This window comes from Cohnella lupini, from assembly GCF_003386205.1.
Taxonomy (GTDB): Bacteria; Bacillota; Bacilli; order Paenibacillales; family Paenibacillaceae; genus Cohnella; species Cohnella lupini.
The window spans coordinates 84,278-106,034 of the sequence record NZ_QRDY01000019.1 but is presented as its reverse complement, the minus strand read 5'-3'; the positions used below and the strand labels follow the sequence as shown (position 1 = coordinate 106,034).

Sequence of the window (21,757 nt, the reverse complement as noted above, 5' to 3'; positions counted from 1 at the left end):
AGACGACTTATATCCCAATTTTAGGGAGTAGAAGTCGTCTTTTTCTTCGCTCATCTTAAGGCTTAAATTAAAACAGTTAGTTCTTCAGTGGCCTCGGGATATCCAGCGGCTTTTTTCTTGCGCGCCTAAATGTTAACCTATAATATTATTTTGGTTTACAATTCAGGATCGCCGACTTATAATTCAAAACATTAGTGGGTGGGCTTCCGCAACAAACAATCCTTATTAAGGTGTGACTGAAAATGAATCTGGCATTGACTATACTAAACCGTGTATCGCAGGAACCGGACCGAGTCGCTATTTCGCACGGACAGAGGCAACATACATATTCCCAACTCATTGAGCGGGTCAAGAGGATCGCCACTGGATTCCAGAAATGCCGCTCCGACTCCGATAAGATAGCCATTCTATCCAGTAATCGAATAGAGTTCGTCGAAGTGTTTATCGGTGCTATTTATGCAGGGTATGTGCCCGTTCTGCTAGATCCCATATGGAATCCGACTGAAGTGAACAGAGTAATCCGACAATGTCAGCCAAGCATGATTTTCTTAGAACAAGAACTTGCCGAAATCATATCGGGTGAACATAGCCACATCCAGCAGTTGACCTTCTCCGATGAAGAGACTGGCAGCTATGATCGGTGGCTATCCTCTTGTAAGTCCGACGTGCTCGTCGAAATAACCAATATAGCCTTATTTGTAGGCTTTACATCTGGGACAACGGGAATTCCGAAAGGGTATATACGGTCGCATAATTCCTGGATTCGAAGTTTTGAGGCAACAAATGCTGCTTTCCATTTGGATAAGATGGAGCATGTATTGGCTCCAGGGCCTTTAGTTCATTCTTTATCGTTATTTGCGCTGTTACAGACCCTATACAACGGTGCAACCTTTCATATCCTGCAGGAGTTTGATGCTGCCGAAGTACTTAAGTTGTGCTCCGCGGTACCGGATATGATTTTATTCGTGGTTCCCACCATGATTGATTCGTTATTGCAATTAACAGATCCCGGAACAACTTCCATTCAAGCATTAATCAGTTCAGGCGGAACTTGGAGCAACCAGTCGAAGCAAAGGTGCCGACAGATATTTAACGGGATTAATCTTTATGAATATTACGGTTCTTCCGAAGCGAGCTATATCAGTTATAGGGATGTTAATGGGGAAGAAAAGTCCGATTCACTGGGAAGACAGTTCGACGGAGTGGACATTTCGATTCGCGATGAAAATTTCCAGGAGGTGCCTAGGGGTACGATCGGTCAGCTTTATGTTCGGAGCGATATGGTTTTCAATGGCTACTATCAATCACCCGAAGAGACGGAGGGAGTTTTTCGGGATGGTTGGCTGAGGACGGGAGACTACATGTATATCGATAGCGACGATTATCTTTATCTGGTAGGCCGTTCACAAAATATGATCAAAACGGGCGGCTTGAAAGTCTTCCCGGAGGAAGTAGAATCTGTATTGCAGCGCATTCCGGATGTTCGGGAGGTCATGGTTTTCGGTATGCCTCATGATCGCTGGGGCGAGCAAGTAACGGCCATTATTCAATGGCGCGATGAACGGCGATTGACCTTAGATGAAGTCAAGAAATATTGCATGGAGCATCTAGCTAGTTATAAGACACCCAAAGAACTCCTCTCAGTGGAACAATTTATTTATACAAACAGCGGTAAAGTCGCGCGTCAAGTCATGATGGATGATGCGAAAAGAGCGATATTATGACGGATGCGGTCATTGTCATGGCTAAACGAACGCCGATCGGCAGAATCGGGGGAGCGTTAAGCAACTATGAGCCTGAAGCGCTGCTCGCTCCGCTTATTCGGCACATTTTAACGGAAACGAACCTGCCGCACGACATCATTGATGATGTGATCATCGGAAATGTTGTGGGTCCGGGAGGGAACATTGCACGCGTGGCGGCCCTGGAAGCAGGGCTTCCCGTAACTGTACCTGGCGTTACCGTTGACCGGCAGTGCGGGTCGGGCCTGGAAGCCATCAACATGGCTGCTCGACTCATTCAAAGCGGCGCCGGTGAAGTATACCTTGCAGGCGGAGTCGAGAGCGCAAGCCGTGCACCCTGGAAAATGCTCAAGCCACAGACTCTAATGGGAACTCCGCAGGTGTATACACGTGCCCATTTTACGCCAAGCTCCTATGGTGATCCGGATATGGGGGTGGCTGCGGAAAACGTGGCCGAGGCCTTTGGCATCTCAAGAGAGGCACAGGATCTTTATGCTTTAGGCAGTCATCAAAAGGCGGTTCATTCTCGGATAACGGGACGATTTCGACAGGAAATCGTCCCGTTTCAAACGGATGGAAGCTGGATCAGCGAGGATGAATGCCCAAGAGCGGATACCAGCTTGGCCAAACTGCAAAGGTTGCGGCCTGTTTTTCTCGAGCAAGGCACCGTAACGGCTGGAAATACATGTCCCATTAATGATGGAGCTGCGCTTGTCCTCATCATGTCGCTTGAGAAATGCAAGGAACTAAATCTGCAAGCCGTTCTGCGGTTCGTAGATGCGCGAGTAGCGGGAGTAGCTCCGCATCATTTAGGAATAGGCCCAGTTCCGGCTATTCGGAGTCTGTTAAGTCGTCACCGACTGACGGAAGCCGACCTTAATATCGTGGAGTTTAATGAAGCATTTGCTTCGCAGGTGCTGGCGTCTTTGCAGGAGCTTCGAATATCAACGGATAAGGTGAATATCGGCGGAGGAGCAATCGCTTTAGGCCATCCATATGGTGCATCCGGCGCGATCTTGATTACTCGTTTATATTCGGAAATGCTGAGGAAACCCTTTAAACGCGGAGTAGCTACACTTGGGATCGGTGGGGGGATGGGTCTTGCAACCTTGGTGGAGGCAGTCGAATGAGTAGGTTAACCTTTCGGTATCATCTTACAGCAGAAACCATTATAGCTTATTCACTTAGCATCGAGGCCCCCATACAGAAGATGGGAGACGTATTGATTGCCCCATCCACGATGCCGATTACTTTTTGGAAAATCGCGGATGTCCCATGGCTCGACAAGGATAACACATTCATTCATGGCAGGCAGTCATTTATATACAAGGTCCCACTTAAAGCAGACTCACATCTTGTTTGCGATCTATCGCTAACTAAAATGGAAAAGAAGGTAGGCAGAAGCGGAGAGTTGATTTTGTATACCCATGTACTTACATGCGCATGCAAGGGTGAACCGATCGTGACAGCTGAAACGGTGTTAATATCCATAGGCGATCCTTTATGAAAAAAAAGATAACGGCAGAAGCCATCCAACAATACGCCGATGCTTCCAATGATCCGGCAGCCTTTCATTTCGATCCCGAAGCCGCAATGAAAGCCGGGTTCAACCGCCCCATTGCACAAGGCATGTATATCATGGGCTTAGCTCATTCCGCGTACCTGAGCATGAATCCGACGCAATGGATCAAATCCGCCCGAATGACTTTTCTAAGCCCGCTTTTGTCGGAAACGGTTGTGCGCTTTGAATTTGAGACTTTGAACGAAGAGGTTCATGTAACGATTACGGGTGAGAATGATGAAATCATAGCCAGCGGAAGTTTCTCGGTGGAAGGAGGTTTGAACATTGAATAAGACTGTGTTAATAACCGGTTCTAGCAGAGGTATTGGGCGTAGCATAGCTATACAGCTTGCAAAAAGCAGATATCGGGTGGCTATTAATGGAACGCAGCAATCCAGTATTGACCGAGTTGTTGAAGAAATACATCGGAATGGAGGAGAAGCATCGGGTTATTGCGCAAACGTTGCAGACCCCGCACAGGTCGCAGCCATGGTTGATGCGATCGTCATGAAATACGGTTCCATTGATATTCTGATTCATAACGCCGGTAATTTGCAGGATCGCAAATGTATACATATGACGGACGAAGAATGGAAATCCGTGATTGACGTTCACTTGAATGGCGCATTTTATTGCATTCGTCGGGTGCTGCCCTACATTACCGATCAAGGCGGCGATATCCTTTTGTTAACTTCAACGGCAGGGTTGAAAGGTTCCGTCGGACAAGTAAACTACAGTGCTGCCAAAGCTGGAATACTCGGCATGGTATGGACGCTTGCGGAGGAGCTGCGGCATCGTCATATCCGAATCAATGCCATTGCCCCTGCCGCTTTAACGGACATGACCCGGCCCGTGATCGAACATCTGAAAGAAAAATATACCCGTCGGAACGAACCCTTTCCGGCATATTGGGACTTAGGCGATTCGGATGAGGTTGCGCGCTTTGTTCAAATTCTCCTGGAACGGTCCGATGAGAATTTAACAGGAGAGATATTCGGGATAAATGGTTCCCTAGCGACGCTGTGGCAAAAGCCCACAATAGCTTGGTCGAAGAAAGATCCCGAGGAATTTTTCAAGACATGGAAAGATAGGAACGGTGATCAAGTACATGAATTGGAAAACGAGAATAACTGAATTATTGCATATCGAATATCCCATTATTCAAGGCGGACTAGCCTACTTGGGATATGCCGAGCTTGCAGCGGCCGTATCCAATGCGGGAGGGCTGGGGCAGATTACGGCGATGAGCCTTCCGAATGCAAGTATGCTGCGGCAGGAGATTTATCGCACGCGCACTTTGACGGACAAGCCCTTCGGAGTTAATTTGGCTTTAGGCATGCATGGTAACGACTTCGAAGATCGACTGAAGGTTCTCGTTGAGGAGAAAGTCCCGGCGGTATCCATCTCAGGCGGGGACCCGACAATGATCCTCAATAGGCTGGCGACAATTGGTATGAAAACTTTAGTACTCGTCTCCTCGCGCAGACAAGCGCGGAAGGCTGAACAGCTCGGTGCGTCGGCAGTCATCGTGGTTGGCAATGAAGGCGGAGGGCACCTCGGACGAGACGGTGTGGGCACAATGGTTCTTGTACCTAGCGTAGTTGATGCGGTTCGAATCCCAGTGATAGCTGCAGGAGGGATCGGCGATGGTCGAGGATGGATGGCTGCCCATGCACTCGGTGCAGAGGGTATTCTGATGGGGACCCGTTTTATCGCGACGCAGGAATGCGTTAATGCGTCCGATTCTTATAAAAGCGCTTTGGTTAGAAGTTCAGAGTCAGATACGGCGATTATTAAAGAATCCATCGGTTTTCCGGCAAGGGTCCTGCGAAACGCCTTTGCTGAACATATTCTAGAAACGGAAAGCAACACTCCCGATTATGAAGCACTCAGGCACCATATTAGCGGCGAGGCTAACAAACGCTGGATTCATGACGGCCTTGAAGAAGAAGGGTTTGGCTGGGCCGGTCAGGTGACGGGCTTAATTCATGATGTTCCCAGCGTGTCCGAGTTGATAAAAAGAATGGTTAATGAGGCCGAAACTATTCAGGGGCGCCTAATGTTTTGAGGGATGATACTTTCGTTAACAGACTATTTTCCATAAAATTAAATTAGACAAAAAGTATGCATTTTGTTTACTTTGTTTTAAGGGCGTGATATGATTCAACTCGACAAAGACACCATCGCGAAAGGATGATCGAGTTGAAATCTTCAAATCATATGATCTTGATACTTATCGTTGCCTGCCAACTGATGATTATTCTCGACTCGTCCGTTATGGTCACCGCGCTTCCGGAAATCGGAGCGACGATGCATCTATCGACGACGAGCCTGACTTGGGTACAGAACGCTTATATTCTCGTCTTCGGCGGATTGCTGTTGTTAGGCGCGCGGACCGGAGACATTATCGGAAGACGGAGAACCTTAAGCTTGGGCGTCGCGCTGTTTACGGTTGCTTCCGTGCTCGTCGGCATCGCGCAATCGGCCGAATTCCTACTCTTCTCCCGTGCACTTCAAGGGCTCGCAGCCGCATTCGCCACGCCTTCCACGCTAGCGTTGCTATCCATCAGCTTCACGGAAAAGAAAGAGCGAGCGAAGGCGATTGCCGTATATAGCGCCATCGCGGGCGGGGGAGGCAGCGTCGGTCTCGTGCTAGGCGGATGGCTGACCGAATTCGTATCCTGGAGAGTCGGGATGTTCATTAACGTTCCTATAGGCATCGCTTTGCTCATACTCGCACCGCGGTTTCTGAAGGAAACGGACAAAAACGCGGGCAATTTCGACGGGATGGGCGCTTTGACTTCCGTTTTGGGCATGTCGGCGCTCGTGTTCGGGTTTATCCAGGCGGCTTCCGAAGGATGGGGTCGGCCGCTCACCTTGATTTCGCTGGCGGTCGGCGCCGCCATGTTGACGTCTTTCTTCTTTATCGAAGCCCGAGCGAAGCAACCGATCACGCCGCTACGGTTATTTGCCAGCCGGCGCAGATCCGGAGCTTATCTCGGCCGGTTTCTTATGGTTGCCGGGAACTTCTCGCTCTTCTTCTTCCTGCCTCAATATTTGCAAAACGTACTCGGATTCACCGCGTTCCAAGCCGGTCTCGCTTTTCTCCCGATGTCGGTCGTGATGTTCGGGATGATGTACGCGATGCCCCGACTCGTTTCCCGGTTCGGAAATCTTAAAGTGTTGATCGCGGGAATCGCGATCGCGATTATCGGCACGCTATTGCTTAGCCCGCTTTCATCCCATACGTTATACTTCCCCGAAATGTTCGTCCCATTAATCATTATGGGAATCGGGGCGGGGATGGTGTTCTCCCCGTTCACTTCGATCGGCATCTCCGAAGTGGAGGCGAGGGACGCGGGCGCGGCTTCGGGTCTCGTCAACGCCGCCCATCAAACCGGCGGGTCGCTAGGGCTCGCGATATTGGTCACGGTATTCGAAGCCGCGAAGGGCGGGGGCGAAGCTTCCAAGTCCGCTTTCGCTCACGCGACTTCTGCTGCGATCCTAGGTTCGGCGGCGTTTCTGACGGCTTCGCTCATCGTGGTGCTCGTCTGGTTCATGCCGGACCTGAAGCCGGTCAAGAAAACCTCCGCGCAACCGGAAGGCAAAGTACGCGAAGCCGTCTGAACCTCGTTGGAATCAAGAAAAGAAGGAGTCGCGGAATTAACCGCGACTCCTTCTTTTTGTTGTTCGTCTATAAGGTACTGGTGAATTTATCGACGAGATAGTCGATCACCGGTTCGATTTTCGAATCGTCGACGATGGATGCTTTTTCCGCTATGAACAGCTGCGTTTTTTTCAACCGATAATAATCGACAAGAGATTGCCGGATCGAAATATTACGGGAAAGCAAATATTTGGGGTTCATGATTTCCCTTAGTAGAATAACGTCTTGGAGCACAAGCAGGTGCTCGTTAATCGGATTAAAAACTCCCTTGCTTTGCCCGTGACGGTAAAACCGTACGATACGTTCTTCCCGTTCGTTCAAAGCATTCTTAAGCTCGTCGTATAGTTCCGGATAGACCGCTTGGAGCTCCTTCATAAACACTTCCGATATTTTCCCGGCAAGCGTCACGGACTGCTCGAACAAGCGTTGGAATCCGATTGCGTAGACGTTGTCGTCTTCTTCCGGGCCTAAGTCCTCGAGATTGGCGACGTAATCCGCGAAGAGGCGAACGACGCCCTCCATGACTTCTTCCTTAGAAGAGAAGTGCTTGTATAACGTGGCTCGACTGACATCCATAAGCTTGGCTATATCGTCCATACGTAAAGCTTGAAACCCATCTCTCATAACGGGGGTGATGAGTTTTTTCAAGCTTTTAATCTTGGTTTTGTCTTGTTGGTCCGCGACTTGAATTTCCAAGCAAATTCCCCCTTCCCCTTAGAACCGTTAACTTCTATTATACATGAACCTTACATTGAAAATACAAAAAAATCGGAATAGACGTATCTTTCCTATTTTGTTCATTTACGACACGCACAAAAGAATTTCTTAATATTCCTTGACAGGAATATTCCCAGTGGAGTATATTCTAAACAAGAACTGATACGTAAGAAAAAGGAGTGATTTGGATTGAAGAGGTTGGCATTCCTGATAGTTGTTGTCGTGTTGCTTGGAGCATTGGCCAGTAGTCCCGTGTTAGCTTTCACCGATTTAAATAATGCTGAACGCGAAGCCATTCTTCAGCTAAAGGACCGAGGTATTATATCCGGCATCACGAGCAGCCGGTTTGCACCGCGAGAGAAAGCCAGTGTTGCACAAGGTGTCAATATGATTGTGAAAGGCTTGAATCTGAAACTTGAACAGACCGGATCGGGTAAAAAGCCGGTCGCAACAGATTTGTTTCATACGATTTCGAATCACGAATGGTATAGCGATTCCTTTGTAATCGCACGTGTGAACGGTTTGGAGCTTTCGAGTGACGTTAATCCAAACGCTGATTTGTCAAGACAGCTATATGCGGAGTTTCTGATAAAAGCCGTTGGCATCAAAGGGTTAGACCTAAGCGATCCCGTCTTCTTCGAGGACCTAAATAACGAGGCTATAACCCGGGGAGAAGCAGCATTGTGGTTACATAAATCCATTCAATTTGTCGAGTCGCAGCAATCAATAGAGAAACGCGGACATTACGCCACGGTGAATGGGCTCGACATGTATTATGAAATCCATGGTAAGGGCGGGCATCCGGTAGTCTTGCTCCATGGCGCATTTATGTCTATTGACACCGCGTTTGGCACACTCATTCCCAAACTATCCGAGAGCCGACAGGTGATTGCCCTCGAAATGCAAGGTCACGGACGTACCGTTGACATTGACCGCCCGTTAAGCAGCGAGCAGATGGCCGACGATGTCGCTGAATTACTGCATCAAATCGGGATCAAGAATGTCGATATTATCGGTCATTCCTTAGGTGGTGCAGTCGGAATTCAAATGGCTGCCCGGCATCCGGAGCAGGTTCGAAAGCTTGTAGTAGCCTCGTCGACGTTTAAGAGCGACGGCATGTACGATGAGATTAATGGAATGATGGATCTCATCACGCCGGAAATTTTCGTAGGTACACCAATTGAAGAGGAATATAAAAAGCTGGCACCGCGTCCGGAAGATTTCCCCAAGCTGGTTGAAAAAATCAAGGCGATGGGTAGCGTAAAGCTAGATTGGACGCCTCTGATCCAATCCATTAAAGCTCCCGTACTCACTGTCATTGGGGATTCTGACAATGTTCGTCCCGAACATGCATTGGAGATGTTTAAGTTGCTTGGAGGTGGTGTAGCTGGAGATCTGACTGGCCTTCCCAAAGCTCAGTTGGCTGTGTTGCCCGGTGCGACTCATGTGACCTTAATGGAGAATACGGATTTGATTGTTGCCTTATTCACCCGATTTCTGGATGCTTCCAATGAAGGAGAATAATTTTCAGGCACTACTTCGATCTTCGGAAAATCATTCAACTTTTCTCGGTTCCCTCTGGAGAACCCATACCATTATTAGGAGGAATTTATTATGAATCAACTTTCAGCAATAGCAACAACTCGAGTAGAAGGTCAAGCACTGATCGTCGAACGCATTTTTCAAGCGCCGCGAGAGCTGGTATGGGATGCCTGGACAAAGCCGGAGCATGTGGCCAGGTGGTGGGGATATGGCGGAGTACCTCTGTTCACTTGCGAGATCGACTTGCGCGTAGGAGGCACCTACCGATATGTTCAACGCGGCCAGGACGGGACAGAGTTTCCTTTCACTGGCACCTATCGCGAGATTGCCAAGCATGAACGGTTGAATTACACCATGATATTTGATGTGGCCCCGTATAACGAGCATGAGTCCCTCATATTCGACTCGTTCGAACAACTTGATGTTGGCCGAACCAAACTGACTATGCGCACGGAATACGCATCTGCTGAAGCTCTTCAAGGTTCCATTGCTTCCGGTGCGGAGCAAGGCGCAATTGCATCCATGGAACGCTATGCTGAATACTTGGCAATGCTTCAGCAGGCTCAATAGTTACGAAAGGAGAAAGAAAAGGATCAAATTGCGTGAGGGGTATACCTGATTTAGCCAATTGTCCAGCCAACTGTCGAAAGCGTCATAATCGCTGTAACATGGATCGGGGGGAGAACCTCTCCGATTGGATGGAAAAGTTTCATGGGATGTTTTGGAGTGTACCAAACGAAGAGAGTGAAGCCGCTGCTTCACTCTCTTATTATTTCATGACGTTTTAATGTAGGGAATCACGAACATTGATCCTTAAAATGATAAACCACCGTGCTGAGCGCGGAGGTTATTGTTTTATGGATTTTTGTTCATTACTTTTTGAAAAATCATATTTGCGTAAAATTTCATCAATAGTTTTGTAAAATCAGCGTTAAATATGTAAAAAACAAGAAAATAAAATAATTGACGGGGAAGTTTGATCTATTGTATTCTGGCGTAATGTCGATTTTCAGACACTCGAAATTCGACAATGATTAGCTTTTGGCAGAGGTACGAGATTGTAAGTTCTTAGCCTAAAGAAGGGGAATTCGATCAATCACATGGAGCTATTTGTTGCAATCGACTTTCATGCACGGGTTCTTAACGAGCTCAATCAGATTAAGAATTATCTAACTAAGCATGACAATATGGGCATATTCGAACCGACGGAAAATTATCACCTGACGCTGCTGTATTTAAACCAACTGGACGACCATCAATCGGTAATTGAAAAGCTGGAGAATATAAAGCATAGCCGTTTTCATTTGCAATTAAATCAGCTGGGCTCTTTCGAAAACGCGGACGGAAACGTCCTTTGGATAAATGTGAAAAACGAGCTCGAAGCGCTTGATGAGCTACAGCAAAAAATCAAGCAAGAATTGGCCAGCCTTTACGTTCCATCTGACCATTCGAGTTTTTATCCGCATATCACCTTGTCCTACGGGCACAAGATCGGAAAAGCGACCGAAGAAGTCTTTTTAGCTTGTAAGATTAACGAAGTCGTTATTCGAATTTTGAATTTCCATCTTTATGAAGTGTTAAATACGGGTAAAGGCAAGCGGTTTAAGAAAATGGCGACTTTTATGTTGGAGCCTAATCCTAAAGGGGGATAACGGATGCTGGATACCAAGGTCATTTCGATCCTATGCGTAAACGACTTTCATGCGGAAATCTTCCCGACGGATCGTGTTCTTGGGAGCGCAAAGCTCGTATCGGTTATCAATCGATTCAAAGAGGAAAATCCGAATACCCTCGTCGTGTTCGGCGGAGATAACTACAAAGGCGATCCCATTTCGGAATTTTTCTCGGGAGAGCCGGTCTCTTGTCTGATGAAATCCGTTGGCGCCGTGGCATCCGCCGTGGGTAATCATGAATTCGATTATGGGAGGGACAAGTTCAAGGAGTGGCAACGGCAAGGCAATTATACCTTTCTCGCTGCGAACTTGTTAGACAGATCGACCCAAGCCGCTCCCGATTTTGTTAAGCCTTATTATATGGTTTGCGTGGACGGCGTTAAAATCGCCATGATCGGTCTTGCCACGATGGAGCCGTTAAACAAAGCTAATCGATCGACCGATTTGCACTCGCTTGAAATTGCGGACGGGACGGAAATAACCAGGAAATGGGTAGACTATTTGAATGACGGAAACGACGAATTAGGCAAGCCGGACGTTATCATAGCCCTTACCCATTACGGACTCAAGTACGGCGCCGATCAGATCACGCCTGTCGGCGACGAAGCCATAACGCTTTGTCGGCAGATCCCGGAATTATCGGGAGTATTTACGGCCCATTGGCATCAATTTATGAGTCTCGAAATCAATCATGTAGCGGTTGCGCAGGGCGGGTCATTCGGTAAAGGATTTGCCGTCCTAACGATTCGCTTATCGCAAGAAGATCATCGTATTCTGAACGTTACCCCTGGATACTTCGACTTCAGTGCTCGACTGCATGAAATATGTCCGGATACCAACACGCAAAATCAAGTTGAAGCTTATTACAAAAAAGCTATGGATAATGAGCTTGGAGAAGTTATCGGCGTTGCCAAGACCGACATTGTTCATCGATCGCCATCCGGCAACGAGGTTTATCTCGAAGGCTCGCCGCTCTCCGAGTTGGCCATCCGCGTATTGCTGGAGACGACGAATAGCCAGATTGCGATGTTCTTTTCCGGCAGCATAGGTCAAGGCATCAAGAAAGGCAACATCACGTTATATATGCTCTACAAAATCGTGTACATCGATAGTGGCATCGTAACGATGAAGCTCAAAGGAAAAGACATCATCAAGAATATCGAGAACGGCATAAGTACGCTGAAACAAGAGGGGGCATCCCCTTTAGCCTTCGGCGGCTTAAAGGTAACCGCGGATTACGCCAAGCCTTTCGGTCATCGAATTGAAACCATCTGCCTTGAGAACGGGCAGCCTTTGGATGCCGAGCGTTATTACGATATTGCCGTAGATGAATATATCGCTTCCAACGAGATAGGCTACGATTTTTCCAATGGATTGGATCGGCTCCATACCGGGAAATCCGTTAGGGACGGAATGGTTCAACGCATTAAGAACATGAGTCATTTAGAAGCGAGCATTCCCCGCCATTATACGATTAAAAATAAAAACCTATAAAGGGGGAATAAGCGAATGCAAGTGAGATTAGAACAGTTGACCAAAGCGTTTGAAAGTCGGAAAAAAGACTCGGTTATCGCCGTAAATAAATTAGACTTGACGATCGAATCCGGGAAATTGATCGGACTTTTAGGCCCTTCGGGCTGCGGGAAATCAACGACTTTGTTTATGGTCGCAGGCATTCACGACGTAACCGACGGTAAAATCTATTTCGACGATCGGGATGTCACCGAACTTTCCGCGGATAAACGGGGAATAGGGCTCGTTTTTCAAAACTATGCGCTCTATCCGCATCTATCGGTGTGGGACAACATTGCATTCCCGCTTCTGAATTCGAAAGATATGAAAAAACGTTTGAAAAAGCAATTCGCCGAGCAGCATTCGAACTCTCCAAATTATAAGGCCTATATCAACAAGCTCGTCGAGGATGCGGCCAAGTTGGTCGAAATTACCGCTTATCTAGACCGGAAGCCGGGGGAGCTTTCCGGCGGACAACAGCAGCGGGTGGCGATCGCCCGGGCAATCGTCAAAAGTCCGTCCATCCTGCTGATGGACGAGCCGTTGTCCAATCTGGATGCTCGCCTTCGCATTCAAACCCGGGATGAAATCAAACGAATTCAACAGCAAACCGGTATTACGACGATTATGGTAACCCATGATCAGGAAGAAGCGTTAGCAATCAGCGATGAAGTCATCGTTCTTAAGGATGGGTTATTACAGCAACAGGGGGCACCGCAGGACGTATACGACAATCCGGCTAATCAATTCGTCGCCGAATTCATAAGCCGATCGCAAATTAACATGGTACACGGAAAAATAGCGACCAACAAGCTGTATCTAGGCCAAGAAGAATGGTTTCCGCTTCCCGCACCGTTAATGGACCAAGAAGTTACTATCGGGCTTCGATATGAGAATATCAAACACGCCATGGAAAATATCGAGCGCTCATTTACGGCAAGCGTGACCGCGAAGGCGAGAATAGGCGGCATTTCAACCGTTCAGGTTCGACTAGCCGACGGACAGCAAATCACCTTGCTTAATGACCACGATGAGTCGCTCCGCGAATCGGAACGATTGAACCTAGTCGTAAAACCGCAATCGATTCTCGTCTTTAACCAAAAAGGGGAGAAGATTCTGCAATGTTAAGGCCAAAAGGAACTGCGCGGAGAAATCGTTACGACAACTCGGCCTATTTCTATTTGCTCCCGGCGCTTCTATTGCTTGCCGTATTTATCGTTTATCCCATTATGAATACGCTGATTACTTCATTTAAAGGCGAGTATCGATTTCTAACCGGCGATTTCGAGGGATATAGCTGGCAAAATTACGTCGAGATCATCAAGGATCCTATTTTCAGGAGAGCGATACTGAATACGCTATTTATCGCTTTCGTGTGCATTCCCGCATCGATGGCTATCGCTTTGTTCCTTTCCTTGATCTTGAATTCCATTCAAAAGTGGCAAGGATTCTTCATGACCTTATTCTATTTGCCTCAAGTGACGAATGTCATTGCTGCCGGTATCGTGTTCGCTTTTATGTTCAACACGAATTTCGGAGTGATCAATATGATATTAGGATGGTTCGGCATCGATCCCGTAGCATGGATCAGCGGACAAGGCATAGCTTCCTCGCCGAAGCTCTATCATCAAGCCTATGCACGGAGTTTGTTCATCGTATTCGTTTATACCGTTTGGCAAGGAATATCGCTCAAGATCATTTTGTTTCTAAGCGGACTTCAAAATATTAACAAGCAATATTATCAAGCCGCGAAAGTCGACGGGACAAGCACTTGGCGCATGATCAGGAAAATTACGCTTCCTCTCTTATCGCCGACGACCCTTTACGTATTTATTACTTCCGTTATCACGGCATTCAAAGCCTATGCGCAAGTCGTCGCCTTGTTCGGCAATCAGTATGGACCGGCAGGCGATGATTCCAAAATGATGATCACGATCGTCGGCTATATGATGGATTCGATGGGAGATTATTTATCGCCGGGTTCCATCAGTAAAGCTAGTTCGGCAGCGATGATCCTCGTCGTGATGGTCATGATCGTTACCGCCGTACAAATCAAAATTTCCAAGAAGTGGGTACATTACAATTGAAACCACAATCGATGAGCAATCTGTTCCGGTATTTTCTATTGTCGTTGTCGGCCGCGATCATACTCGTCCCGTTTTACTGGATGATCAACACTTCGTTAAAAACGAACGCGGAAATATTAAGGATTCCACCGACGCTATTTCCATCGGAATTTCGCTTTCAAAACTTTGCGGATGCGATCGTCAAGGCGCCGATTCTCACGTATCTCCTCAATACGGTTGTCGTCGCTTTAAGCGTCGTAGCGATTAGCACGGTCGTCAGCGTGTTGGCGGCGTTCGCATTTGCCAGATTAAACTTTCGAGGGAAACAAATTCTATTTATTGTCATTCTCGGCACGATGATGGTGCCGCAAGAAATGCTGATCATTACCAATTTCATGACCATTGCGGATTTGGGATGGATGAACACCTGGCAGGCGCTTATTGCCCCGTATTGCATTAACGCATTTAACATCTACTTGCTCAGGCAGACGTTCAAACAAGTACCCGATGAATTATATCTCGCCTCCAAAGTGGACGGGGTAAGCAACTTTCGGTTTTTACGGAAGATCATGTTGCCTCTATCCAAGTCAACGATCGTTACCGTAATGATCCTATCCGTGATTTGGATATGGGACACGTACGCATGGCCCAGTCTTGTCACGACAAAAGATAGCATGAGGCTTGTTTCCAACGGCTTGCAAAACGCGTTCACGAACGATTCCGGAAGAATTCAGTACGAGATCCAAATGGCTGCTTCGACATTAGTCATTTTACCGCTCGTCTTCCTCTTTCTGATGCTCAAGAAATATATCATATCGGGAATGGTGAAGGGGGGAATCAAAGGTTAGCCAACGCTTCAATCGCGGCGTGTATGAAACCCGGAAAACGGTTTTATTTTCACCCTTCATATAAAACAATCATCTAAAATTCGGGAGGAACGACAATGAAAAGGTTAGTGAAAACAGGTGTCGCTTTGATATTGGCAGGAGCAATGGTTGCTTGCAGCAACAATGGTAACGGTAACGTAAACGGCGCAAACAGCGAGCAGGAACAAACATCGAATCTCGAGAAAGCCATTCAAGCCGTAGTCACGGACAAAAAAGAGGTATCCATCTCGTTCTGGACAGGCACCGGAGCGAATAACTTCCCCTTCCTGGAGAGTATGGTTAAAGACTTTCAAACGAAATACCCGAATATTAAAGTGGACTTCTCCAATCAAGGCAGAATCGACGAGCTGACGAAAAAACTGACGCAGAACATCGTCTCTAAGAGCACTCCGACTTTATCCAATCTGGATCCGAGCAGTTTCCCGGAATATATCAACAGCGATGCGATCGTGGACTTATTGCCGTATTACACGAATAGTTCGATCGGATTCACGAACGAAGAGCAAGAAAATTTCTATCCGAATTATATTAACGAAGCCAAAAGCTTCGGTCCCGAAGGGACGATGTACGGTTTTCCTACCAATAAGAAAACGACTGACGTCTTGGTATATAACAAAACCTTCTTCGACAAAAAAGGCTGGAAGGCGCCGCAAACATGGGATGAAGTGGCGGAATACAGCAAGATTATTAAGGAAGAAACGGGAAAACCGGGATTCAGCTTCGATAATTCTTATGGTGATGCCGCGTTTAAGCTGATGTCGCAACAATGGGGAAGCCCCTACATCGCGGCCGATGGAACGATTGACATTAACAATGAGGCAACGAAAGAAGCAATGAAATTCTACAAAGAAAATATGGATAAAGGAACCTTTACGATGCCCGCTCTCATGCCAAGCGCAGGCGGTAAAAACAGCGGCGACGGCTTTGTGATGGAAGAAACTTATATGTTCGTCGGGGCGGCCGCAGGCGTTACGTTCGCCATTCCTAATCCGGCATCGGGCCACAAAGACTTTGAAATCGGAGTAGCGCCGGTACCGCAACAAGATCTCACCAAGCCGATCGCGCTGTCGAAGGGCGAAGACTACGCGATTTTCTCGAATGCGACCGATGAAGAACGCGTTGCCGCTTGGCTGCTGATCAAATTCATGTCCACCCCCGAAGAGAATACGGATTGGCTCGTAAACACGGGAAATCTTCCTATCAGCAAAGCCATGCTCGATGTACCTGCCTATAAGCAGTTTCTCGATTCGGATAAAACGAACCCTAAGTCCTACTATATGGCAGCTGCCGTTAACGCGGCGATTTCCAACGATTATATGACCTACAATAAAGTGACCGTTAAATCCAGTTCCGTGTCGTTGGAGACCGGAAATCTATGGGAAGCGACGATGATTGGCGGAGGCGACATAGAAGCATTGTTGCCGCAAACAGCGGAAAAGCTGAAATAAAGCAGTTTCGGATCAAGCGCCATGGCTCTCTCATGGCGCTTGACTGTAAATTAATGAGAAAGATGTGTGTGATTGTATGGATAAGAAGTTGATATTTTTCGATTTTGACGGCACTTTATTCAGCCATTCAACGAAAAGCGTGTCTTCGGGCAACGCGAGAGTATTGAGACGCCTTCAGGAGTTAGGGCATACCCTCATCGTGGCGACGGGACGCGGAACGGAATTCGTTCATTTTATTCAAGAAGCCATTCCGATCCGATTCGATACGATCGTCGTTTCAAACGGGCAATTGATCTACGAAGCCGGGAATATTGTTTACGACAATCATATTCGTCTCTCTTCTATGGAACATATCATCCGAATCGCAAAAGAAAATAAAATCGTTTATGGCGGTTACCATAAGAACGGAGAGATCGTTAATGATATTAATGATCGAGTACGGCAAGTTTGGCGTAACTTTAATGCCCCAATGCCGGCTTTTAAAAATAACTTCGAAACGGATACGCCTTTATACCAGGGGCATCTATATATCACAACAAATGAAGCTTCGTTCTTCGAACCCCATTTGAACGATTACGTATTGAATTGGTCCGATCCTTTTCTCGTCAATTTGATTCCGAAATCGGCAGGGAAATCGCAAGCGATTCGATGGTGCATGGAGAAATACGGTTTTACTAAAGAGCAAACCTTCGCGTTCGGCGACGGTTTCAACGATCGGGATATGCTTCTGGAAGTCGGACATGGAATCGCAATGGGCAATGCCGAGCAGAGCATTAAAGATATCGCGCAATATGTAACAAAATCAGTCGATGAAGATGGGATCGAATCCGCGTTAATCCATTATAAATTGATTTGAATGAGGAGATATACATGGATCATTCGAAAGAAATCACCATTACGATATTGGAAACTAGCGATTTACATGGACACGTTTTGCCGATCCAATATGCCGACAATAGCGATAACGAAGTGGGCTTGGCTAAGATCGCCACGCTTATTCATCAAGAACGCCGAGCTTGCCCGAATGTTCTCTTGGTCGACAATGGCGATCTGATTCAAGGTACGCCGCTAGCTTATCACCATGCCAGAATCGACAACTCGCCTCTTAATCCTATGGTGATGTGCTTAAACGAGCTCGAGTATGACGCGGCCGTTCTCGGAAACCATGAATTCAATTATGGAAGAGCGGTGCTTAACAAGGCTATTCAAGAATCCGAATTCCCTTGGTTATCGGCGAATGTCGTTAGGAAATCAACTAAAAATCCGTATTACGGAAAGCCTTATCTCGTCAAAGAGTTGCAGGATGGAGTTAGGATCGGCTTGCTTGGCCTTACGACCTCTTATATTCCCAATTGGGAAAATCCTTCGAATATCGTTGACTTTGATTTTCTTGACGTCATGGATTCGGCGCAAATGGGGGTTCGCCACTTACGAGAGGTAGAGGGCGTAGACGCGGTAGTCGTTGCTTATCACGGGGGGTTCGAGCGCGATTTGGAATCCGGTCAACCGAGCGAACCGTTAACGGGCGAGAACCTCGCCTACCGCCTATGTCACGAGGTAGAAGGCATAGATGTGCTTTTGACCGGGCACCAACATCGCATAATCGCCGAAGAGATTAATGGCATAACCGTTCTCCAGCCCGGCCATCAAGGAGCTTTTTTGGGAAAAGCTACGCTTCGTTTGGCATTTGAGGAAGGACGTTGGCATGTCATTGATAAGAAGGCTGAGCTTATTTCCGTGAAGGATGTCACGCCTGATAGCGGTATTATTGATCTGGTGCGGAATCATGAAACAAAAACGCAGAAATGGCTGGATACCCCCATTGGGCAAACGATAGGAGATATGAGCATTTCCAATCCCATGGAAGCACGTACTCGTGATAATGCCATTATTGAGTTCATAAATAAGGTACAGATGTTTTATGGAGGAGTAAGCCTATCGAACACGGCCTTGTTCGACGATCAAGCGAGAGGATTCAAACCGAATATTACCGTGCGAGACGTTGTCTCCAACTATATCTACCCGAACACCTTAAAGGTAATCCGCGTCACCGGCCAAGATATTAAGGACGCATTAGAGCAATCAGCCGGCTATTTCGCGAAATACGATGGAAAAGACTATAAGGTTAGCGATGAATTCTCAGTTCCTAAACCGCAACACTATAACTACGATATGTGGGAAGGGATCGACTATCAGATCAACATTTCTCGTCCGATTGGTAGCCGAGTGACGAAGCTTCATTATGATGGACGCCCGATAGATCTCCAAGCTACGTTCGATGTGGCAATGAACAATTACCGGGCAGGCGGCGGAGGTAACTATTCCATGTTTCAAGGAAAACAGGTTGTTCGCGAGCTTCCAACCGATATTTCGGAACTGCTGACGACCTATATCCTTGAAAAAAGAACGATCGAAGCAACGGTCAATGCGAATTGGGAAGTCGTCCATGATTAGCAATAAAGAACATCGATCTGAGCATTAGACTCCGTCGTCTCGCGGAGTTTTTTTGTGCATGCAATAAGAGATGCACTGGCGGGATAACGCAACGATTACTCATTTCAAGCGTCCTAATATATGGGAAATAATTCAAAGGTGATAAAAATAAGCTATGGTGAAAAATACTTTAAAATGGGTTTAACAATAATACAAATTGACGAGGTGCTAGGGCATGCCGAAACAACACAGTAGTCGGCTCATTCGGATCGGTGTCGGAGCGCTTTTAACCTGTATTATCCTGGGTTTTGCTTATGCCGTTGCAAAGGATCTTCCTGGAGGATTGGAGGATCGACGAATGTCACATGTAATTGGGGGAACGATTCGTATACCGCTAGGTAAGACTCCAGAAGAGGCTGTTCAAAAGGTACGACAATTTCCAGTAATGCAGGTAATACACAAAGAATCTGTTGATGGAGGTGTTCTTTTATTCATTAAGCGTTTTTATCAGAAAGAGGGTAGTGACCTTCAAATCGAGTATGTAAGGAAAACGTGGCTTGGATGGAAATGGGTCTGGGGTGGCGGATACGGAATCGGAGGAAGCACAACCGTAAAAGCAATGCTAAATTATATGGTAATGCCGAAGATTGAGGGAATCCATACCCCTTTCCCAATGGTGGTCGGTGAAGTTCTGGATCCTTCCATTAAGAGTGTAAATATCGTCATAGACGGACAAGTGCCTGGAGTTTACGCGGCCAAATCAGCAGGTTCCGAAGTTGGCCATACGATCTGGTTCGCATTTCTTCCACTGTCTGTCTCAACTCCATTTGAGATTGAAGCACTTAATGCTAGAGGGGATATCGTTGTACGTAAAACGATCAATGATACACGTAGTTATGGACCAATTTCATTGGAACAGCCGCAACCCCAAGACTGGTTGAATATACAAAATTCATGAGGTGTTCACGTCTCATATCAAATGATGATTCTCTTTAGGGGTGTAACTACATTATGGTTAAAAAGATGATTGTTTATTTTTCATTATGTAGTTTTGTTCTACTTATTGGTTGCGGTAAAGAATTAGACGAAGAGAATCCGGAAAAGCACATTGAATACCTAGAGTCGTTTGGCTGGCATATTAAGGACAAAAAAAGCAAAGAAACGGAATTGATAAATAATTGGCGAAATTATGTAAGTGCAAGAGACGCAGGAATCGATTTGGAGCCATACAACAATAAAGAAATGGATATTATCACCTACGTTTTAAAGGAAAAACAAAAAACAGGAAAAGAAATACACGCCTCAATTTATGAAATAAATGGAGATGTTATTGGAGGGTACGGAAGATTAGATGATTTTCTTCCAGGAGTATTCTCCTTGATGGATAAAGAAAAATTAAAAATGGATGGGATTATGAATCAATAGCAATTTCCTAGTTTTTCATAGTCTAACTATCGCGATAATACGACATGTATAAACTAACAAAGACGACGGGGAACTATAGAGGAATGAAGCGGATTGCAGCGACAGTCTGCTTTTTACATTGAAGTAACAGGTAGCTTCATCAATTGTCGAGTCCTTTGTTCATGAATATTTCTATTAACGGGGGCAGGGTATGGAAATTAAGATACGAGAAGTTGTAGCAAACGATTATACTAAAGTTGTTTTCTTATGGAACGTTGTACTTGGCGTTCGTACAGTTACGGATGAGAACTTTCGCGTTACGATGGAACAGATGATTAAAGCCGGCAATTACAAAACGTTTGTAGCGTTACTTGATAAACATGTTGTTGGTTTCATATCTACCGTTCATGCATTAGCTGTTGGGTCTGGGAATGGTTATCTGCATATAACCGGACTTGCTGTTCATAATGATTTTCAGCGTCATAGGATAGGCACTGAACTGCTACGATTCACTGAAAATTATGCGAAAGACATAGGAATATCCAGCATTATTCTATGTACAGGGATGAAGCGAACTGTTGCCCATGCTTTCTATGAACATAATGGCTATGATAAAGATTCATACTGCTTTGATAAAATTATAAAGCTTGACTAATTTCACCGAGAAAGTTATTGATATTTATGGCATTATTGACCCATAAATTAGTTGTTGATCCTGCATTTTATGAATTGAAGCGTGGAGATATAGTCTATTTTTCATACACTGATGATGTAATTAAACAAAACAATTTTCTTGATTAAGATATCGCTACTGTGGCCTGATCCTTTTTGATTCAACTAACGTGAGGTTAACTTGAAAAGAATGAAAGAGGCTGCTTCACGTAGGAACAGCCTCAATTAAATTATTTTTTAAGTATCTTCAAAATATCCAGTGCTTTATTATAAACAAATCTTTCCCATCTCGCTATTAAACTATTTCCATTATCCCCGTTCGCGATTTGAGTAGCGTGACGTTTATGAAATTCTGCTACTCGTTGATTATGTTTATTATGAAATGCGTTGAAACGTTGATGGCGAAGGTTTGTTTTTGCGTTCAACGTTTATC

21 protein-coding genes are annotated in these 21,757 nt (G+C 46.2%); 20 read left to right on the top strand and 1 reads right to left on the bottom strand.

Annotated elements, in window-relative coordinates; translation table 11 throughout:
• The first annotated feature begins 242 nt into the window (after window positions 1–242).
• The 7 genes from DFP95_RS22915 (at window position 243) to DFP95_RS22885 (ending at window position 6,930) form a co-directional block, all read left to right on the top strand.
• Window positions 243–1,724, top strand: coding sequence for a class I adenylate-forming enzyme family protein (locus DFP95_RS22915; protein ID WP_115995018.1), 1,482 nt, complete (start codon window positions 243–245; stop codon window positions 1,722–1,724).
• The gene (locus DFP95_RS22910; protein ID WP_115995017.1) at window positions 1,721–2,872 is read left to right on the top strand and encodes a thiolase family protein; all 1,152 of its coding nucleotides are present in this window, start codon (window positions 1,721–1,723) and stop codon (window positions 2,870–2,872) included. Before DFP95_RS22915 ends, DFP95_RS22910 begins: the two co-directional genes overlap by 4 nt.
• Window positions 2,869–3,249, top strand: coding sequence for an FAS1-like dehydratase domain-containing protein (locus DFP95_RS22905; RefSeq protein ID WP_115995016.1), 381 nt, complete (start codon window positions 2,869–2,871; stop codon window positions 3,247–3,249). Before DFP95_RS22910 ends, DFP95_RS22905 begins: the two co-directional genes overlap by 4 nt.
• On the top strand, window positions 3,246–3,596 hold the full coding sequence (locus DFP95_RS22900; RefSeq protein ID WP_115995015.1) for a MaoC family dehydratase: 351 nt from the start codon (window positions 3,246–3,248) through the stop codon (window positions 3,594–3,596). The genes DFP95_RS22905 and DFP95_RS22900 overlap by 4 nt, the downstream gene beginning before the upstream one ends.
• Window positions 3,589–4,437 carry an SDR family oxidoreductase gene (locus DFP95_RS22895; RefSeq protein ID WP_115995014.1) on the top strand — a complete coding sequence of 283 codons (849 nt, stop codon included), beginning with the start codon at window positions 3,589–3,591 and terminating at the stop codon, window positions 4,435–4,437. Before DFP95_RS22900 ends, DFP95_RS22895 begins: the two co-directional genes overlap by 8 nt.
• Window positions 4,412–5,371, top strand: coding sequence for an NAD(P)H-dependent flavin oxidoreductase (locus DFP95_RS22890; protein WP_115995013.1), 960 nt, complete (start codon window positions 4,412–4,414; stop codon window positions 5,369–5,371). Before DFP95_RS22895 ends, DFP95_RS22890 begins: the two co-directional genes overlap by 26 nt.
• Window positions 5,372–5,505: 134 nt before the next feature.
• Window positions 5,506–6,930 (top strand): MFS transporter, encoded by a 1,425-nt coding sequence (locus tag DFP95_RS22885; protein WP_245987870.1) that lies wholly within the window; start codon window positions 5,506–5,508, stop codon window positions 6,928–6,930.
• 67 nt (window positions 6,931–6,997) lie between these two features.
• On the opposite strand, the gene DFP95_RS22880 is transcribed toward DFP95_RS22885, so the two are convergent.
• A complete protein-coding gene (locus DFP95_RS22880) occupies window positions 6,998–7,666 on the bottom strand; it encodes a TetR/AcrR family transcriptional regulator (protein WP_245987868.1) in 669 nt (222 codons plus the stop codon).
• Window positions 7,667–7,876: 210 nt separating this feature from the next.
• Between DFP95_RS22880 and DFP95_RS29175 the strand changes: the two genes are divergently transcribed.
• The 13 genes from DFP95_RS29175 to DFP95_RS22815 all read left to right on the top strand — a co-directional run bounded on the left by DFP95_RS29175 (window position 7,877) and on the right by DFP95_RS22815 (window position 21,307).
• The gene (locus DFP95_RS29175) at window positions 7,877–9,211 is read left to right on the top strand and encodes an alpha/beta fold hydrolase (RefSeq protein ID WP_220376440.1); all 1,335 of its coding nucleotides are present in this window, start codon (window positions 7,877–7,879) and stop codon (window positions 9,209–9,211) included.
• 90 nt (window positions 9,212–9,301) lie between these two features.
• Entirely contained in the window at window positions 9,302–9,799 is a 498-nt protein-coding gene (locus tag DFP95_RS22870; RefSeq protein ID WP_115995012.1) for an SRPBCC domain-containing protein, read from the top strand.
• A 530-nt stretch (window positions 9,800–10,329) separates the two neighbouring features.
• The gene (thpR, locus tag DFP95_RS22865) at window positions 10,330–10,881 is read left to right on the top strand and encodes an RNA 2',3'-cyclic phosphodiesterase (RefSeq protein ID WP_115995011.1); all 552 of its coding nucleotides are present in this window, start codon (window positions 10,330–10,332) and stop codon (window positions 10,879–10,881) included.
• A 3-nt stretch (window positions 10,882–10,884) separates the two neighbouring features.
• Window positions 10,885–12,396: a bifunctional metallophosphatase/5'-nucleotidase gene (locus DFP95_RS22860; RefSeq protein WP_115995010.1), complete on the top strand. Its 1,512-nt coding sequence runs from the start codon at window positions 10,885–10,887 to the stop codon at window positions 12,394–12,396.
• A gap of 15 nt (window positions 12,397–12,411) precedes the next feature.
• A complete protein-coding gene (locus DFP95_RS22855) occupies window positions 12,412–13,542 on the top strand; it encodes an ABC transporter ATP-binding protein (RefSeq protein WP_115995009.1) in 1,131 nt (376 codons plus the stop codon).
• Window positions 13,536–14,501 carry a carbohydrate ABC transporter permease gene (locus DFP95_RS22850; RefSeq protein ID WP_115995008.1) on the top strand — a complete coding sequence of 322 codons (966 nt, stop codon included), beginning with the start codon at window positions 13,536–13,538 and terminating at the stop codon, window positions 14,499–14,501. Before DFP95_RS22855 ends, DFP95_RS22850 begins: the two co-directional genes overlap by 7 nt.
• The gene (locus DFP95_RS22845; RefSeq protein ID WP_147304209.1) at window positions 14,498–15,328 is read left to right on the top strand and encodes a carbohydrate ABC transporter permease; all 831 of its coding nucleotides are present in this window, start codon (window positions 14,498–14,500) and stop codon (window positions 15,326–15,328) included. Before DFP95_RS22850 ends, DFP95_RS22845 begins: the two co-directional genes overlap by 4 nt.
• Window positions 15,329–15,423: 95 nt before the next feature.
• On the top strand, window positions 15,424–16,815 hold the full coding sequence (locus tag DFP95_RS22840; RefSeq protein WP_115995006.1) for an extracellular solute-binding protein: 1,392 nt from the start codon (window positions 15,424–15,426) through the stop codon (window positions 16,813–16,815).
• A 76-nt stretch (window positions 16,816–16,891) separates the two neighbouring features.
• Window positions 16,892–17,671: an HAD family hydrolase gene (locus DFP95_RS22835; protein ID WP_115995005.1), complete on the top strand. Its 780-nt coding sequence runs from the start codon at window positions 16,892–16,894 to the stop codon at window positions 17,669–17,671.
• Window positions 17,672–17,685: 14 nt separating this feature from the next.
• On the top strand, window positions 17,686–19,269 hold the full coding sequence (locus DFP95_RS22830) for a bifunctional metallophosphatase/5'-nucleotidase (protein ID WP_115995004.1): 1,584 nt from the start codon (window positions 17,686–17,688) through the stop codon (window positions 19,267–19,269).
• Window positions 19,270–19,483: 214 nt separating this feature from the next.
• Complete coding sequence (locus DFP95_RS22825; RefSeq protein WP_181907568.1) at window positions 19,484–20,206, top strand: hypothetical protein; 723 nt, start codon at window positions 19,484–19,486, stop codon at window positions 20,204–20,206.
• Between the two features lie 53 nt (window positions 20,207–20,259).
• Window positions 20,260–20,673, top strand: a complete 414-nt coding sequence (locus DFP95_RS22820) for a DUF4830 domain-containing protein (protein WP_115995003.1) — start codon at window positions 20,260–20,262, stop codon at window positions 20,671–20,673.
• A gap of 190 nt (window positions 20,674–20,863) precedes the next feature.
• Window positions 20,864–21,307, top strand: coding sequence for a GNAT family N-acetyltransferase (locus DFP95_RS22815; protein WP_115995002.1), 444 nt, complete (start codon window positions 20,864–20,866; stop codon window positions 21,305–21,307).
• The last annotated feature ends 450 nt before the right edge of the window (window positions 21,308–21,757 follow it).

Coding starts and splice junctions, on each gene's coding strand:
- DFP95_RS22825 (WP_181907568.1), top strand. CDS start 19,484: ATGCCGAAACAACACAGTAGTCGGCTCATTCGGATCGGTGTCGGAGCG.
- DFP95_RS22890 (WP_115995013.1), top strand. CDS start 4,412: ATGAATTGGAAAACGAGAATAACTGAATTATTGCATATCGAATATCCC.
- DFP95_RS22860 (WP_115995010.1), top strand. CDS start 10,885: ATGCTGGATACCAAGGTCATTTCGATCCTATGCGTAAACGACTTTCAT.
- DFP95_RS22850 (WP_115995008.1), top strand. CDS start 13,536: ATGTTAAGGCCAAAAGGAACTGCGCGGAGAAATCGTTACGACAACTCG.
- DFP95_RS22870 (WP_115995012.1), top strand. CDS start 9,302: ATGAATCAACTTTCAGCAATAGCAACAACTCGAGTAGAAGGTCAAGCA.
- DFP95_RS22830 (WP_115995004.1), top strand. CDS start 17,686: ATGGATCATTCGAAAGAAATCACCATTACGATATTGGAAACTAGCGAT.
- DFP95_RS22905 (WP_115995016.1), top strand. CDS start 2,869: ATGAGTAGGTTAACCTTTCGGTATCATCTTACAGCAGAAACCATTATA.
- DFP95_RS22915 (WP_115995018.1), top strand. CDS start 243: ATGAATCTGGCATTGACTATACTAAACCGTGTATCGCAGGAACCGGAC.
- DFP95_RS22900 (WP_115995015.1), top strand. CDS start 3,246: ATGAAAAAAAAGATAACGGCAGAAGCCATCCAACAATACGCCGATGCT.
- DFP95_RS22840 (WP_115995006.1), top strand. CDS start 15,424: ATGAAAAGGTTAGTGAAAACAGGTGTCGCTTTGATATTGGCAGGAGCA.
- thpR (WP_115995011.1), top strand. CDS start 10,330: ATGGAGCTATTTGTTGCAATCGACTTTCATGCACGGGTTCTTAACGAG.
- DFP95_RS22910 (WP_115995017.1), top strand. CDS start 1,721: ATGACGGATGCGGTCATTGTCATGGCTAAACGAACGCCGATCGGCAGA.
- DFP95_RS22820 (WP_115995003.1), top strand. CDS start 20,260: ATGGTTAAAAAGATGATTGTTTATTTTTCATTATGTAGTTTTGTTCTA.
- DFP95_RS22815 (WP_115995002.1), top strand. CDS start 20,864: ATGGAAATTAAGATACGAGAAGTTGTAGCAAACGATTATACTAAAGTT.
- DFP95_RS22855 (WP_115995009.1), top strand. CDS start 12,412: ATGCAAGTGAGATTAGAACAGTTGACCAAAGCGTTTGAAAGTCGGAAA.
- DFP95_RS22835 (WP_115995005.1), top strand. CDS start 16,892: ATGGATAAGAAGTTGATATTTTTCGATTTTGACGGCACTTTATTCAGC.